This is a genomic window from Novosphingobium sp. 1529 (assembly GCF_040544855.1).
Taxonomy (GTDB): Bacteria; Pseudomonadota; Alphaproteobacteria; order Sphingomonadales; family Sphingomonadaceae; genus Novosphingobium; species Novosphingobium capsulatum.
Genome location: NZ_JBEPKW010000001.1, coordinates 759,802 through 774,764, shown reverse-complemented (window position 1 = coordinate 774,764; position 14,963 = coordinate 759,802). Strand labels below are relative to the sequence as shown.

General features: G+C 66.1%; 11 protein-coding genes. 7 read left to right on the top strand and 4 right to left on the bottom strand.

The genetic code is table 11. From position 1 onward, the window contains the following. The first annotated feature begins 138 nt into the window (after positions 1 to 138). Together ABIC78_RS03400 and ABIC78_RS03395 are read left to right on the top strand one after the other, a co-directional pair. Complete coding sequence (locus tag ABIC78_RS03400) at positions 139 to 2,808, top strand: TonB-dependent receptor (RefSeq protein WP_354487854.1); 2,670 nt, start codon at positions 139 to 141, stop codon at positions 2,806 to 2,808. Between the two features lie 113 nt (positions 2,809 to 2,921). Further along, a complete protein-coding gene (locus ABIC78_RS03395) occupies positions 2,922 to 3,326 on the top strand; it encodes a DoxX family protein (RefSeq protein ID WP_354487852.1) in 405 nt (134 codons plus the stop codon). A 101-nt stretch (positions 3,327 to 3,427) separates the two neighbouring features. Here ABIC78_RS03395 and ABIC78_RS03390 read toward each other — a convergent pair whose 3' ends face one another. Genes ABIC78_RS03390 through ABIC78_RS03380 form a run of 3 tightly spaced genes read right to left on the bottom strand, consistent with a single transcriptional unit; the run spans position 3,428 to position 8,031 of the window. Beyond that, positions 3,428 to 4,552, bottom strand: a complete 1,125-nt coding sequence (locus ABIC78_RS03390; RefSeq protein WP_354487850.1) for a glycoside hydrolase family 53 protein — start codon at positions 4,550 to 4,552, stop codon at positions 3,428 to 3,430. A gap of 20 nt (positions 4,553 to 4,572) precedes the next feature. After that, on the bottom strand, positions 4,573 to 7,092 hold the full coding sequence (gene galA / locus ABIC78_RS03385; RefSeq protein WP_354487848.1) for a beta-galactosidase GalA: 2,520 nt from the start codon (positions 7,090 to 7,092) through the stop codon (positions 4,573 to 4,575). Positions 7,093 to 7,095: 3 nt separating this feature from the next. Then, positions 7,096 to 8,031, bottom strand: a complete 936-nt coding sequence (locus ABIC78_RS03380) for a Gfo/Idh/MocA family protein (RefSeq protein WP_354487846.1) — start codon at positions 8,029 to 8,031, stop codon at positions 7,096 to 7,098. A 249-nt stretch (positions 8,032 to 8,280) separates the two neighbouring features. Here ABIC78_RS03380 and ABIC78_RS03375 point away from each other — a divergent pair, with 249 nt between their 5' ends. Further along, the gene (locus ABIC78_RS03375) at positions 8,281 to 10,008 is read left to right on the top strand and encodes an IlvD/Edd family dehydratase (protein ID WP_502915635.1); all 1,728 of its coding nucleotides are present in this window, start codon (positions 8,281 to 8,283) and stop codon (positions 10,006 to 10,008) included. Further along, positions 9,995 to 10,900, top strand: coding sequence for an SMP-30/gluconolactonase/LRE family protein (locus ABIC78_RS03370; protein ID WP_354487844.1), 906 nt, complete (start codon positions 9,995 to 9,997; stop codon positions 10,898 to 10,900). Before ABIC78_RS03375 ends, ABIC78_RS03370 begins: the two co-directional genes overlap by 14 nt. Positions 10,901 to 10,918: 18 nt before the next feature. On the opposite strand, the gene ABIC78_RS03365 is transcribed toward ABIC78_RS03370, so the two are convergent. Further along, the gene (locus ABIC78_RS03365; RefSeq protein ID WP_171794366.1) at positions 10,919 to 11,680 is read right to left on the bottom strand and encodes a FadR/GntR family transcriptional regulator; all 762 of its coding nucleotides are present in this window, start codon (positions 11,678 to 11,680) and stop codon (positions 10,919 to 10,921) included. 65 nt (positions 11,681 to 11,745) lie between these two features. Here ABIC78_RS03365 and ABIC78_RS03360 point away from each other — a divergent pair, with 65 nt between their 5' ends. From ABIC78_RS03360 to ABIC78_RS03350, 3 genes are read left to right on the top strand one after another with little or no spacing between them, the layout of a single operon-like run. After that, the gene (locus tag ABIC78_RS03360) at positions 11,746 to 13,335 is read left to right on the top strand and encodes a sodium/sugar symporter (protein ID WP_354487842.1); all 1,590 of its coding nucleotides are present in this window, start codon (positions 11,746 to 11,748) and stop codon (positions 13,333 to 13,335) included. Beyond that, the gene (locus ABIC78_RS03355; RefSeq protein WP_107715800.1) at positions 13,319 to 14,212 is read left to right on the top strand and encodes a 2-dehydro-3-deoxygalactonokinase; all 894 of its coding nucleotides are present in this window, start codon (positions 13,319 to 13,321) and stop codon (positions 14,210 to 14,212) included. The genes ABIC78_RS03360 and ABIC78_RS03355 overlap by 17 nt, the downstream gene beginning before the upstream one ends. 31 nt (positions 14,213 to 14,243) lie before the next feature. Then, positions 14,244 to 14,852, top strand: coding sequence for a 2-dehydro-3-deoxy-6-phosphogalactonate aldolase (locus tag ABIC78_RS03350; protein WP_028657614.1), 609 nt, complete (start codon positions 14,244 to 14,246; stop codon positions 14,850 to 14,852). The last annotated feature ends 111 nt before the right edge of the window (positions 14,853 to 14,963 follow it).

The following is a 14,963-nucleotide window of genomic DNA, read 5'->3' as shown; positions in this document are numbered from 1 at the left end:
AGAGCATTCCAAGCTGTTGCCAGCCGGCAACACTCTGCGGTCATTGCCCGGCCAGCGGCAACATGCCTTGACAGCCTGCGCATACGAATCCTATTTATCGTATAAATAAGACTTCACTGTTTTCCGGGAGGGGCTTTCATGCATCTCGATTTCCGTCGTGTTCTGTGTGCAACCAGCGTGCTGGCGCTGGCCGTGGGTTCCAACGCCGCATTTGCGCAATCGGCTGACAGCGTTGCCGCGCCGCAGGCCGCTGCTGAGGCCGCGTCCGATCAGGCGATCGTCGTCACCGGCCTGCGCGCCTCGTTGCGCGATGCGCTCAATGCCAAGCGCAACACCGCCGTGGTGGCCGAAACCATCAGTTCCAAGGACATCGGCGTTCTACCCGATGTGACCATCGCCGATTCGCTGGGCCGCCTGCCGGGCGTGACCGCCACGCGCGATCGCGGCAATGCCAGCCAGGCCGCAGTGCGCGGCCTTGGCCCGCGCCTGGTGCTGGGCCTGATCAACGGCCGCGAAGTGGCCTCGTCAGAGCCCGACCGCAACGTGCGCTGGGAAATCTACCCGTCCGAAATCGTCTCGTCGGTGGCCGTGTACAAGGGCCAGAGCGCCAACTTCATCGCCGGTGGCGTGGCCGCGACGATCGACATCCAGACGATCAAGCCGCTGGACTATCACGGCCCGGCGCTGACCGTGCGCGGTGGGGCGATCTACAACGATGGCGGCAAGGACATCCCCGGCTATTCCGGCCTCGGTGCGCGTGGCAGCGCGCAATATGTCGGCAAGCTGACCGACAATCTCGGCCTGGTGCTGGGCGGCACCTACCAGCGGCAGAAGAACGGCTTCGAAAGCTTCCAGGGCTGGGGCTATAACACGCCCGACACCGGCACGCCGCCGACCGATGCCAGCGGCAACAAGATCAACGCCCCCTGGGGTGCCCAGTCCGAAGTCAAGGGCCTGACCGAAACCCGCTGGAGCACCACCGCCGCGTTGCAGTGGAAGCCGGGTTCCTATTGGGACATCACGCTCGACGGCCTCTATTCCAACATCAAGATCAACGAAAACCAGGCGCAGCAGTGGTACGGCCGGTCCAACGGCTGGGGCGACTGGGGCGGCAATTTCGGGCAGCCGGGCGATATCTATCAGCCGGGCAACTATACGCTGGCTGGCAACACGGTGACGGGCGCCACGCTCAACAACTATTCCTCGGTCACCAACGTGTTCGGCAAATACACCGAAGACAAGACGCTGTTCGTCTCGGGCCTCAACGCCAAGTACGATGATGGCACGTGGTCGGTGAAGACCGACGTTTCCTATTCCAGCGCCAAGCGCAACAACCTCTATCGCTCGGTTGCGACGGAATTCTATCCGTCGAGCACGACCTTTGCCACCGGCGCAGGCCAGGTGCCGTCGCTCTCGGTCAGCGGTGCCAATGTTGGCGACACGTCTGCCCAGACGGTGCAGAGCTATTACCCCGGTCTCTATGACGGGCCGCAGCGCCTGCACGATGACCTGGGCGCCGGGCAGATCGATATTCGCCGCGCCGTCAACAGCGGCTGGCTGGCAGGCGTGGGCGTGGGCCTGCGCTATTCCAACCGGGTCAAGAGCCTGGCCTATGGCAGCGGCAGCGTGGGCACGATCGGCGGTGGCAACGTCACCCTCAACGCCGCTGACCTGACCGCGTTCAATGTGCGCAATTTCAGTGTGCCGACCATGGTCTATGGCAATTTCGACACGATCGCCGCGCAGTCGGTGGTCTATACCCCAGGTGCCGATGATCCCACCAAGGGTTGGCGCGTGCGCGAGGACGACATGGAAGGCTATGTCATGGCCGACCTTGGCGGCAACGGCTTTTCGGGCAATGTCGGCGTGCGCTTTGTCGATGTGGTTACGCATAGCACGGCAGCCGGTTCGAGCACGTCGTGGGATCCGAACGCTAACAACGGCAGTGGCGCCAATGTCACCACGATTTTCCCGATCCAGGGCAACAGCCACTATTTCCGCGCGCTGCCCAGCATCAACCTGAACTTCGAACTGACCGACACGCTCAAGCTGCGCGTTGCCGCCGCGCGCGTCATCTCGCGTCCGCCGCTCGATGAACTGCGCGCCAACCGCATCCTGTCGGTCTATCCGCCGCAGCTGACCGGCAGCGCCGGCAATCCCACCTTGCGCCCGTTCATGGCGACGCAGGGTGACATCTCGGCGGAATGGTACTTCCACAAGGATGCCATGCTGGCCGTGGCCGGCTATTACAAGGATGTCGATACCAACATCGGCTATACCCAGACCACCCAGAACATCGGTGGCGCCGATTACCTGATCACCGGCCCGGCCAACGGCAAGGGCGGCTATATCGCCGGCGTGGAAACCACGTTGCAGATGCCGTTCTACTTCATCCCCGGCCTCGACAAGTTCGGTATCTATGCCAACGCCGCCTTCGTGAAGTCTGACCTCAAGGAACTGGCGCCCAAGGCCAATCCGTTCCCGGCGGTGGGGCTGGCCGATTTCACCGGCGAGTTCGACCTGTGGTATTCGGATCATGGCATCGATGCGCGCCTGGCGCTCAAGCATCATAGCCCGTTCACGGTGATCTATGGCTGGGATGCCTCGCAGCTGACGCGGCTGGACAGCGAAACCACGCTGGGTGCCAGCATCGGCTACAGCATCACCAAGAACATCTCGGTGCGGGTCCAGGCCAACAACCTGACCAACCAGGTGGCGCGCTTCTACTGGAACAACGATCCCAACCAGATCGCCCGCTATGAAAAGTATGGCCGCAGCTATCTCGCTGATGTGACCGTGCGCTATTGATCGTTTCAGGGCGGTTCGATCCTCTCCCCGAACCGCCCTCAACCTGCCAAGGCGCCGCAGCGATGCGGCGCCCTTTTTCTTGGCGCTGCGCCGGTGCCATGCAACAAGCGGGCATGACCCGTCGCATCGTGCGTATCCTGCTTGGCCTGCTCTATTTTGCTGCAGGTGTGCTGCACCTGGCGCTGCCCGCGCCGTTCCTCAAGATCACGCCTGCCTGGGTGCCACTGGCGCCGCTGGTGATCACGCTGACCGGGCTGGCCGAACTGGCCGGCAGCGTGGCGCTGGTGCAGGGCCATAGCCCCGCCTTGCGCCGCGCCGCGGGCTGGGGCCTGGCGGTCTATGCGCTGTGCGTGTGGCCGGCCAATGTGAACCATATGCTGATGGACCTGGCGCGGCCCGATCATGGCCTGGGCCTGGCGTATCACATCCCGCGCATGCTGGCGCAGCCCGTGCTGATCTGGGCCGCGCTGTGGGCTGGCGGGGTGGTGGGCCGCCACCACATTCCCGTAAAACGCTGAAAAAAGCCCCCTCCTCTTCAGAGGAGGGGGTTGGGGGTGGTGCGAAACCTGGCGCAACTGCCCAAAACAAGCGGGACCCCGGATCACGTCCGGGGTGACGATCACGGCTTGGCTTGCGGCCGGTACGTTTTCCCCAGCCAGTCGAACGCGGGCAGCGCTTCGTGGCGCTTGATGTCGAACATCGCGGCGTTTTCCCAGCTCGATCCCGTGCCCCAGCGCGTCTTGCAGCGGGTGGAAACCCAGTCCGGCGCCCAATAGACAACGCCGTTGCCGCCATTGTTCACCACGGTCTGCGTCACGTCTTGCAGGTACTTGAGCTGGCCCTTGGGACTGACCGGATAGCCCGGGATGGCGCTGTCTGAGCCGAGCAGGTTGGTCGTGTCGTCGGCATGGTCGTCGGAAAAGGCATAGGCGGTTTCCACCACCCACACTTGCGCGCCATAGCGGCGGTGCGCGGCATCGATCACCTTGCCCAGGCCGGAAAGGTTATAGGTCGACCACTTGGAATAATAGCTGATGCCGATGATGTCATAGTCGAGCACGCCAGCCGCGGTGGCGGCGTCGAACCAGGGGATGATGTTCTCGGGCTGGGCGATGTGCAGCATCACCTGGATCGGCTTGCCGTGGGCCTTGGCGCTTTCGCGCACGGCGCTGATCCCGGCATTGAGCAGGCGGGCGTTGCGCGTCCAGTCGATCGGCTGGTCCTTGACGCCCCCTTGCACGGCCGCGTTGGTCTCGTTGCCCACCTGGACCATTTCCGGCAGCTGCCCGGCCGCCGCCAGCTTGTCCAGCACCTCGCGCGTATAGTCGTGCAGCGCCTTGACCTGGGCATCGGTAGGCAGGTTCGCCCAGGCGGCCGGGGCGGGCTGCTTGTCGCCATCGGCCCAATCGTCGGAATAGTGGAAGTCTAGCAGCACGTTGAGGCCGGCGGCATGGGCGCGCGTGATCGTTTTTAGCACATCGTCGTAGGTGCTGTACTGCGTCCATGTCGGAGTGTGCCACAGCCGCACCCGCATGACATTGCCGCCATGCTGCTTGAGCACCACGAAGGGATCGGCCGGCTTGCCGTGCTCAAGGAAGCGGGCGCCGCAGGCTTCCATCTCGTTGGTGAACGACAGGTCTGCCCCGAGGTAGAGCGGCGGGGTGGGCGCGGCCAGCGCAGGACTCGCCAGCGCAAGGGCAAGGGCAGTGGCGGCGGCGCTGCGGGCGTTGCGCAGGAAGGTCATGGAACGAGGTGCCTTTCGCATCAGGCGTGAAAGAACAGGTCGAGGCTCGCCGGTGCAAGGCCAACGGCCGTGGCGCTCAACCGCGCGCCGCCGGCGGCGCCGGCGCTTTGCACCAGGGCCTGGGCCAGGCCATTGAACGCGCGCCGCGCATCGCCCTTGTCTGGTTCGGTCGAGGTGGGGTTGCCATTGCCCAGCCCGATGATCCGCGCCGCGCCGCTCAGGGAAAAGTCGAGCGCGGTATCGGCGGTGGGCACCAGGTTTCCGGCCGCATCGATCACCTCGACCCGCACGGCGGCGGTGTCCCCGCCATCGGCGGCCAGGCGGGTGCGATCGGCTGAAAGGCGCAGCGCGGCGGGGCGGCCTGCCGTCACCCGGCTGTCGCGGGCGGCAAGCCGGCCCTGATTATAGCCGCGCGCCTCGATCCGGCCGGGGGCATAGGGCACGCTCCAGGCAAGGTGGCCGTTCTGCGGCATCGCCTTGCGGCCCAGCGAGCGGCCATTGAGCAGCAGTTCCACCTCGGCGCAGTTGCCGTGGACCCACACCTCGATCGGCTGTCCTTCGCGGCCGGCCCAGTTCCAGTGCGGCAAGAGGTGCACCAGCGGCGCGTCCCGGCGCCACCAGGCGCGGTAGTAGTAATAGTTGTCCTTGGGGAAACCGCACAGGTCCATCGCCCCGAAATAGCTCGAAACGCTGGGGAACTGGGCATAGGGCGTGGGCTCGCCGCGATAGTCGAAGCCGGTCCAGATAAAGCCGCCGGCAATGCCGGGTTCGGCCGCTACGATCTGCCACCATTCCTCGGCCGTGCTGGCCCACCACGGATGCTCGGTATCATAGGCACGCACCACGTGGGCGGCGGCATCGTTGGCATAGGCGCCGCGCGTGGCCACGGTGCTGGCGGTCTCGGTGCCGATCACCGGCTTGCCGGGGTGGCGCTGGCGCCACGCCGGGATCTTGTCGGTGCGATAGTTGAAACCCACCACATCGACGGCATCGGCCGCGCCGCCGTCCCAGCCCTTGTCCATCGCCTGGGTGGTCAGCCGCGTGGGATCGAGCTGCTTGCAGCGCGCCACCAGCTGCGCGGAAATGCGGCGGCCCCGCTCGGTGCCCTGGTGGCCTTCCTCGTTGCCCACCGACCACAGGATGATCGCCGGGTGGTTGCGCGAGGACAGGATCATGCGATCGAGTTCGTCCATCGCCTCGGGATTGGTGGTGTTGAGGCGGGTTTCGGCGACCATCATCATGCCGGTCGCATCGCAGATATCGAGCAATGCCTGTGCCGGCGGATTGTGCGCGCTGCGCCAGGCGTTGGCGCCCATGCTTTGCGTCTGCGCCACGCGCCAGGCATGCAGCGCGTCGGGAATGGCCGTGCCCACGCCGGCGTGATCCTGGTGGTTGCACACGCCCAGCAGCTTGACCGGCTTGCCGTTGACCGCAAAGCCGTGCGTGCCATCGAAGGACAGCGTGCGAATGCCAAAGCGGGTCTGGGTGCGGTCAACCTCCTGGCCATCGACCAGCACGCTGGTTTCCAGGGTATAGAGCTGCGGCGTTTCCGGCGACCACAGCTGCGGCGCGGGCAGGGCCAGCGCTTGGTCCAGCGTGGTCTGCGCGCCTGGCGCCAGCGCAATAGCCGGTTGCGCGGCGATCGCCGCCACTTCGCGGCCATCGGGGCCCAGCACGCGGTGGCGCAGTTGTGCAGCCCCTGCCACCTCGGCCGCATTGGCCAGCGTGGTGGCGATGGCAACCTGCGCTCCGGTGCCATCGACCGTGCTGCGCACGCAAGTGCCCCATTGCGGCACGTGGATCGGCGCGGCGCTGACCAGGTCGACATGGCGATAGATGCCCGCGCCTTCATAGAACCAGCCTTCGCCAAGGCTGGCATCGACGCGCAGGGTCAACTGGTTGGGGCCGCCATCGTAATCGAGGAAATCGGCGATATCGACGCGGAACGGGGCATAGCCCGAGGCGCTGCCGCCCGCTTCGTAGCCGTTGACGAAGACCTTGCAGTCACGAAACACGCCGTCGAATTCCAGCCATATGGCGCGGCCCCGCTCCACTAGACCGCCGCCTGCGCCAACCGGCAGCTTGCAGCGATACCAGCCCACGCTGTTCTGCGGGAAATCGCGGCCGATCGCGCGAAAGCCATGGCCGGCCGCCATGTCTTCCTTGTCCTTGGGCACCGGCGCCTTGGGCGGGGCATAGGGCAGCTCCACCGCCCAATCATGCGGCACGCGCACGCTGGTCCAGGCGCTGTCATCGAAATCGGCCTGGGTGGCGGGCGAGACATCGAAGCCCGGCTTGGCATAGGTGCGCTGATAGCGGCCGAAATCGAAATCGCGCTCCATGTCTGACGCATGGCCCAGGGCAAAGCGCCAGCCATCGGCCAGGCGCACGCGCCGCCGGGGCGAGGCAGCCGTGCCAGCAGGCGGCGTGGTGAGCGCTGTCCTGACCGTGGTGGCCAGCGCTGGCGTTGCGCTAGTGGCAAGGCCGGCGAGGCCCAGGGCAAGGGCCGTGCGGCGGTCGGTCGAAGGTGAGATGGTCATGGCTTAGAACTCGAAATCAGGGCCGGTGGTCACGGTGCCGAGCAACAGGGCATCGGCCACCAGCGAGAGCGGCCGGGCATCGGCATCGCTTTCCCGCCGCGTGATCAGATCGGCAAAGCGGCGATAGATCCGGGCATATTCATCGTTGGCGGATTCCTGGTGCAGCGTGCCGTCGATTTCCAGGCGATGCCCGCCATCGCGCAGCACCAGTTCGCCATCAGGCGTGCTGACCACGATATCCCATTGCTGGTGGCCAGGGTGCAGGATCGACAGATCGGCAATGATCGGTGCGCCGGTGCTGCAGCGCATGTCCACCTGCGCATCGGTGGGCGCGCCGCGATTGGCCGGTACGTCCATCCGCGCGCCTTCCACGCAAATGCCCGAGGGCAGGATTTCGGTCAGGATCGAAAAGGCGTTGATCGCCGGATCGAACACGCCAAAGCCGCCCTTGGACAGCAGCCAGTCCTGCCCGGGGTGCCATTTGCGCACGTCTTCGCGCCAGGTGATGTGCACCGCACTGATGCTGCGGGTGGCGAGCCAGGCGCGTGCGGCCTCGACCACTTCGCTCTCGCGCGAATGCCATGCGGCATAGAGCGTGACGCCGGCGCGCGTGGCCAGTTGCTCCAGCGCTTGCGCCTGGGTCGGGGCGGCCGCTGGCGGCTTTTCCAGCAGCACGTCGAGCCCGGCGGCGATGGCCGCGCGCGCCAGCGGCACGCGCACAGCGGGCGGCGTGCATAGCGCCACGGCATCGAGCTTGCCCGCTTCGCCGGCCAGCATTTCCGCCAGCCCGGCATAACCGCGCACCCCGTCAAGCCGATGAACCGGATCGGCCACCGCGACCAGATCGAACCGGGAATTGCCCGCAATCGCGGGGAGATGCTGGTCGCAGGCGATCTTGCCCAGGCCCACCAGGCCAAGGCGGATCGGAGGGTATGACATTCCAGGTTCCTCGCAAGCTTATGGGGTGGCTCTTTACATTTATCATATATATATGGTTAGAGAGGTCAATGGGCGGGGATTGCAGAACAAAAGCCTGCATCCTGCCCCGGCCGAAGGCACGAAAAGGAGCGGCTTCAAGTGGGCAATGAGCAGACGGAACAGGGCAACGCCGCAGGCAGCGACGCCGGGAAGCGCGGCTTTCGCGCCTTGCGTTCGCGGGCGTGGTTCAACAATCCCGAATCGGCCGACATGACCGCGCTCTACCTGGAACGCTACCTCAACTACGGCCTGACCATCGAGGAACTGCAATCCGATCGGCCGATCATCGGCATTGCCCAGACCGGCAGCGATCTTTCCCCGTGCAACCGCCACCACCTCGTGCTCGCCAGCCGCGTGCGCGACGGCATTCGCGAGGCGGGCGGCATTCCCATTGAATTTCCGCTGCACCCGATCCAGGAAACCGGCAAGCGGCCCACCGCCGGCCTCGATCGCAACCTGGCCTATCTGGGTCTGGTAGAAGTGCTGTTCGGCTATCCGCTCGATGGCGTGGTGCTGACGATCGGCTGCGACAAGACCACGCCGGCGGCCTTGATGGCGGCGGCCACGGTCAACATTCCCGCGATTGCGCTCTCGGTCGGGCCAATGCTCAATGGCTGGCACGAGGGCAAGCGGACGGGCAGCGGCACGATCGTGTGGAAAGCGCGCGAAATGCTGTCCAAGGGGGAGATCGATTTCAAAGGCTTCATCGAACTGGTGGCAAGTTCTGCGCCCTCCACCGGCTATTGCAACACCATGGGCACCGCCACCACGATGAATTCGCTGGCCGAGGCGCTGGGCATGAGCCTGCCCGGCTCGGCCGCGATCCCCGCGCCGCACCGCGATCGCCAGGAATGCGCCTATTACACCGGCAAGCAGATCGTGGAGATGGTGGCCGCTGATCGCAAGCCGTCGGACATTCTCACCCGCAGTGCCTTTCTCAACGCCATTCGCGTCAATTCCGCGATCGGCGGATCGACCAATGCGCCGATCCATCTCAACGCCATTGCCCGCCACGTGGGCGTGGAACTGACGCTGGAAGACTGGGAAAACCATGGCGCCGACATTCCCCTGCTGGTGAACCTGCAACCCTCGGGCGAATATCTGGGCGAAGACTATTTCCGCGCCGGCGGCGTGCCGGCGGTAATGGGTGAACTGGCCCGCGCCGGCTTGCTCGACGGCGCCGCGCTGACTGCCAATGGCAAGAGCGTGGCCGACAACGTGGCCCACGTGAAGATTGCCGACGAGGATGTGATCCGCCCGTTCGATCGCCCGCTCAAGCCGGCGGCGGGTCTCACCGTGCTGGGCGGCAACCTGTTCGATGCTGCTGTCATGAAGAAAAGCGTGATCAGCGACCAGTTCCGCGCACGCTATCTGTCGAACCCCGATGATCCCGAGGCATTCGAAGGCCAGGTCTTCGTGTTCGACGGGCCGGAAGACTATCACGCGCGGATCGATGATCCCGCGCTCGGCATCGATGAACGCGCGATCCTGGTGATCCGTGGTGCCGGGCCGATCGGCTATCCGGGCGGGGCAGAGGTGGTCAACATGCGCCCGCCCGCCGCGCTGATCCGCGCCGGGATCGATGCGCTGCCATGCCTGGGTGACGGGCGCCAATCGGGCACCAGCGGCAGTCCTTCCATCCTCAATGCCAGCCCCGAGGCGGCGGTGGGCGGCGGCCTGGCGCTGTTGCGCGATGGCGATCGCATCCGCGTCGACCTCAAGACCCGCAGCGTCAACCTGCTGGTCAGCGATGCCGAACTGGCCGCGCGCCGCGCGGCCCTTGCAGCCGAGCCGTTCCGCTTTCCCGAAGACCAGACGCCATGGCAGGCGATCAGCCGCAAGATCACCGGGCAGTTTGCCGGCGGCGCGGTGATCGAGGATGCCGTGCGCTTCCAGAAGGTCGCCCAGGTCTATGGAGTGCCGCGTGACAGCCACTGATCAAGGCACCGATCAAGCCACCATCCAGGTCGTGCCGGTCGCCCGTGTGGGTGCTATCCACGGGCATGACCTGCTGGGTGAAGGACTGATGTGGTCCGATCGGCAGCAGGCGCTGTTCTGGGTCGATATCATCGGCCAGCGCATCAACCGGCTGGACCTGGACAGCGGCATCGTGGCCGAATGGGACGTGCCCGACATGATCGGCTGGGTGCTGGAACGCGAAGGCGGCCCCGGCTTCATCGCCGGGCTGCGCAGCGGCTTTGCCACGATCACGCTCGACCCGTTTTCCTGCGTGCCGATCGGCGCGCCCGAGCCCGATCTGCCGCGCAACCGCATGAACGATGCCATGGTCTGCCCGCAGGGCTGCATCTGGGCCGGCACGATGAACATGGACGGGGAAACCCCGACCGGCAATTTCTACCGGCTCGATCACGATCTGTCGTGGACGCGGGTGGACAGCGGCTATCGCATCGCCAACGGGCCGGTGCTGTCGGCCGATGGGCAGTGGCTCTATCACACGGACAGCGCGCTCGGGCGCGTCTATCGCTTTGCCTTCCACGGCAACGGCACGCTGGGCCCGCGCGAGGTGTTCCTCGATTTTCCCGATGCCTGGGGTTCGCCCGACGGCATGACGATCGACAGCGACGGGGGCCTGTGGATCGCGCAATGGGGGGCAGGCAGCGTCAGCCGCTTCCTGGCTGACGGCACCCGCACCCATTGTGTTGCGCTGCCCGCCAGCCAGATCACCAACCTGGCCTTTGCCGGGCCAAGCCGCGATCGCCTGTTCGTCACCTCTGCCGCCGATGGGGTGGACGAGCCGGCTGGTGGCGCCCTGTTCGAGATCGTCGGCAGCGGCTTTCGCGGCTGCCCCACGCCCCGGTTCGGGGGCTGAGCGGCGGCGATGTGGGTATCAGGCCAGCGCTTCCTCGTTCAGGCGAATGGCATCGAGCGCGTCCTCGATGATCACGCGCATGCGGGCTTGCGCGGTCTGTCCATCGCGCGCCAGGATCGCCTCCATCACCGCCTCGTGCGCGGCAAGATCGGCGCTGCGCCCGACAATGCGGTTGGTATAGCGGATCGAGGTCTTGAGCGCGGTCGACACCACATCGCGGAACTGGCCGAAGAACGGATTGCCCGACGCCTTGAGAATGGCGACGTGGAAGGCAACGTCGGCTTCCAGCACATCGTCCTGCCCCGCATCGGCGGCGCGCATGCGGGCAAAGCCGGCACGGATCAGCGCCAGGCCATCCTCGGTCGCCTCGCGCGCGGCCAGTGCCGCCGCAGCCGGCTCGATCGCCACGCGCAGCTGGCCGAAATGGGTAAGCAGGTCGATCGAAAAGCGGCGCTCGAGCATCCAGCGCAGCACGTCGGGATCGAACAGGTTCCACTGGCTGTCGGGCTGGATGATCGTGCCCTGGCGCGGCCGCGCGCTGACCAGGCCCTTGGCCGTCAGCATCTTGACCGCCTCACGCGTGACAGAGCGGCTGACGCCGTGCGCTTCAGACAACTCCGCCTCGGTCGGAAACGGCCGATCGGCATAGGCGCCGCCCACGATCAGCAGGCCCAGGCGATCGAGCAGACCGTAGGTGAGATTGCGGCCGAGCGCGTCGCGTGCTTCGAGCGGTTGGAATGCCACGGATATCCCTTCACGATGGGGTGCTTTTTTAATCATATAAATAGACGCGGATCAGGATTGGCAAGGCCAAATCCCGCGCAAACGACCAGAGAGGGCGGGAAATGAGCCTATCGACACTCGATGCCACCGTGGTGGCGGCCTATGCCGTGTTCATCTTCGCGCTGGCCCAATGGGTCAGCCGCAAGAAGGCCGGGCACGAAACCGACACGACCGACTACTTCCTCGCGTCCAAATCGCTGCCGTGGTGGGCGATCGGCGCCTCGCTGATCGCGGCCAATATCTCGGCCGAACAGATCGTCGGCATGGCCGGGTCGGGCTATGCGATCGGCCTTGCCATCGCCTCGTACGAATGGATGGCTGCGGCCACGCTGCTGCTGGTCGCCAAGTATTTCCTGCCGATCTTCCTCGCGAACGGCATCTATACCATGCCGCAGTTCCTCGAACAGCGCTTTGGCCCGACGATCCGCACGGTCATGGCGGTGTTCTGGCTGGTGCTCTATGTCTTCGTGAACCTCACCTCGATCATCTGGCTCGGCTCGGTGGCGGTAATGCAGGTGGCCGGCGTCAACCAGGACGTGGCGCTGGCGGGGCTGGGCATCTTCGCTTTGCTCTATCAGCTGCGTGGCGGGCTCAAGGCCGTGGCGCTGACCGATATCGTGCAGGTGACGCTGCTGGTGCTGGGCGGGCTGGTGATCGCCTGGCTCACCCTGGGGCAGATCGGCCAGCTCTATGGCGATGGGCCGGGTATCCTCTCGGGCTTCAAGGCGCTGGTGCAGCAGGCGCCCGAGCATTTCCACATGATCCTCTCGGCCAATGATCCGCACTACAAGGATCTGCCGGGCCTGTCGGTGATCATCGGCGGGATGTGGATCGCCAACCTGTCATACTGGGGATGCAACCAGTACATCATCCAGCGCGCGCTGGCCGCCAAGAGCCTGCCCGAAGCGCAGCGCGGCATGGTCTTTGCCGGTTTCCTCAAGCTGATCATGCCGATCATCATCGTGCTGCCCGGGATTGCTGCCGTGCTGCTGGCGCCCAACCTCGCCAAGCCCGACGAAGCCTATCCGGCGATGATGCGCATGTTGCCGCCGGGCCTGCTCGGCCTGGTCTTCGCCGCGCTGGTCGCCGCGATCATCGCCTCGACCGCCAGCAAGATCAACTCGATCGCCACGATCTTCACGCTCGATATCTATGCCCGCTTTGCCAAGGGGCAGCAGAGCGAGAAGAAGCTGGTGACGGTGGGCCGCGTGGCGGCGGCCCTGGCGGTGGTGATCGCCATCCTCACCGCGCGGCCGCTGCTCGGCGGGCTCGACCAGGCGTTCCAGTACATCCAGGAGTTCTCGGGCTTCGTCACGCCGGGGATCACAGTGATCTTCCTGCTCGGCCTGTTCTGGCCCCGCGCGACAGAGGCGGGCGCGCTGACCGGCGCGGTGGCCTCGGTGCTGCTCAGCCTGGTGTTCCGCTTTGGCGGGATTGCTGCGCTCGAGGCAGTGCCGTTCATGAACCGCATGGCGATCATCTTCGTGATTTCGCTGCTCTTGGCCATGGGGGTTTCGCTCGCGCGCCCGCAGGTGCAACAAGGCGAGGGCATCCGCAAGGAAGCGCACCTGTTCCGCACCAGCGCCGGCTTCAACGCCGCCGCCGTGGCGATCCTGGCGATCCTGGTGGCCCTCTATGCCTATTGGTGGTGATTTGACCGTGAACGACCGTTTCCTTGCTATCGATTGGGGCACCACCAATCGCCGTGTCTATCTGCTCGATCGCGCGGGTAGCGTGTTGGAGACCTTTCGCGACGATCGCGGCGTGCTGGCGGTTGGGCCGGGCGGCTTTGCCGATGAAGTGGCCGCGATCCGCGCGCGGATGGGCGATTGGCCGGTGGTTGCCGCCGGCATGGTCGGCTCGCAGCGCGGCTGGGCGCTGGTGCCCTATCTGCCATGCCCGGCGGGCGCGGATCAGATTGCCGGCGCGCTGCATGAAGTGGCGCCGCGCACGTGGATCGTCCCGGGCCTGTCTGACCCGCGCGGCGATGTGATGCGTGGCGAGGAAGTGCAACTGCTCGGCGCCGTACACGCCGGGCTCGCGCCCGCCGACGCGCTGCTGTGCCAGCCCGGCACGCACTGCAAGTGGGCGCGCATGGTTGATGGCGCGGTGGCCAGCTTTTCCACCAGCATGACCGGCGAAATGTTTGCCCTGCTCAAGCAGCACAGCCTTCTCGCCGAATTCCTGGGCGGGCCGGTGGCCGACGGCCCGGCGTTCCGCGCCGGGGTAGCAGCCAGCGCCGACCCGGCCTTGCTGACGGCGCTGTTCGGCGTGCGGGCAGCGGCCCTGCTGGGCCTGCGCGCGGTGGAAGACAGCGCCGCGCACGCCTCGGGCCTGCTCATCGGCAGTGATGTGCGCGGGGCAGGCGTGACCGCGGGCAGCGATGTCTATCTCCTTGCCGATCCGATGCTCGGCGCGCTTTACACCGCAGCCATTGCCCAATGCGGCGGCCGCGCCCACCTTGTTGACAGCCATGCCGCGTTCGTTGCCGGCATCGCCCAGATCTGGAGCCTTGTTCGTGACCGCTGACCACACCGCCGCCGATCGTTTCGCCCAGGCCATGCGCCATTGCCCGCTCGTGGCGATCCTGCGCGGGGTGCGCCCTGACGAGATCGAGGCCATGGCCGATGTTCTGGTCGAGGCCGGCTTTGCCATGATCGAAGTGCCGCTCAATTCGCCCGATCCGCTGGTGTCGATCGAAAAGATCGCCCACCGCTATGGCAGCAACGTGCTGGTTGGGGCGGGCACTGTGCTCAATGTGGACCAGGTGGATGCGGTGCGCGATGCCGGCGGTACGCTGGTGGTTTCGCCCAACGTCAACCCGGCGGTGATCGCGCGCAGCGTGGCGCACGACATGGTGTCGCTGCCCGGCTATGCCACGCCGACCGAGGCCTTTGCCGCGCTCGACGCCGGCGCCCACGGTCTCAAGCTGTTTCCCGCTGAGGCCGCGAGCCCCGCCGTGCTCAAGGCGCAACTGGCAGTGATCCCGCGCCATGTGCCGGTGCTGGCCGTGGGCGGCGTCACGCCGGAAAACCTGTCAGACTGGATGGCGGCGGGTGCGGCCGGTGGGGGCCTGGGCTCGGCGCTCTACAAGGCCGGGCGCAGCGCGGAAGACGTGGCCAAGGCAGCCAAGGCCTTTGTGCGCGAAGTGCACCGCCTGATCGACTGAGCGATCCTCGGTCTTATCTGAACCAACTCGTCACCCCGGACTTGATCCGGGGTCCCGCTTTCTTTTGTTCCTTGCGCTTGGATCAAGAACAGCGGGACCCCGGGGCAAACC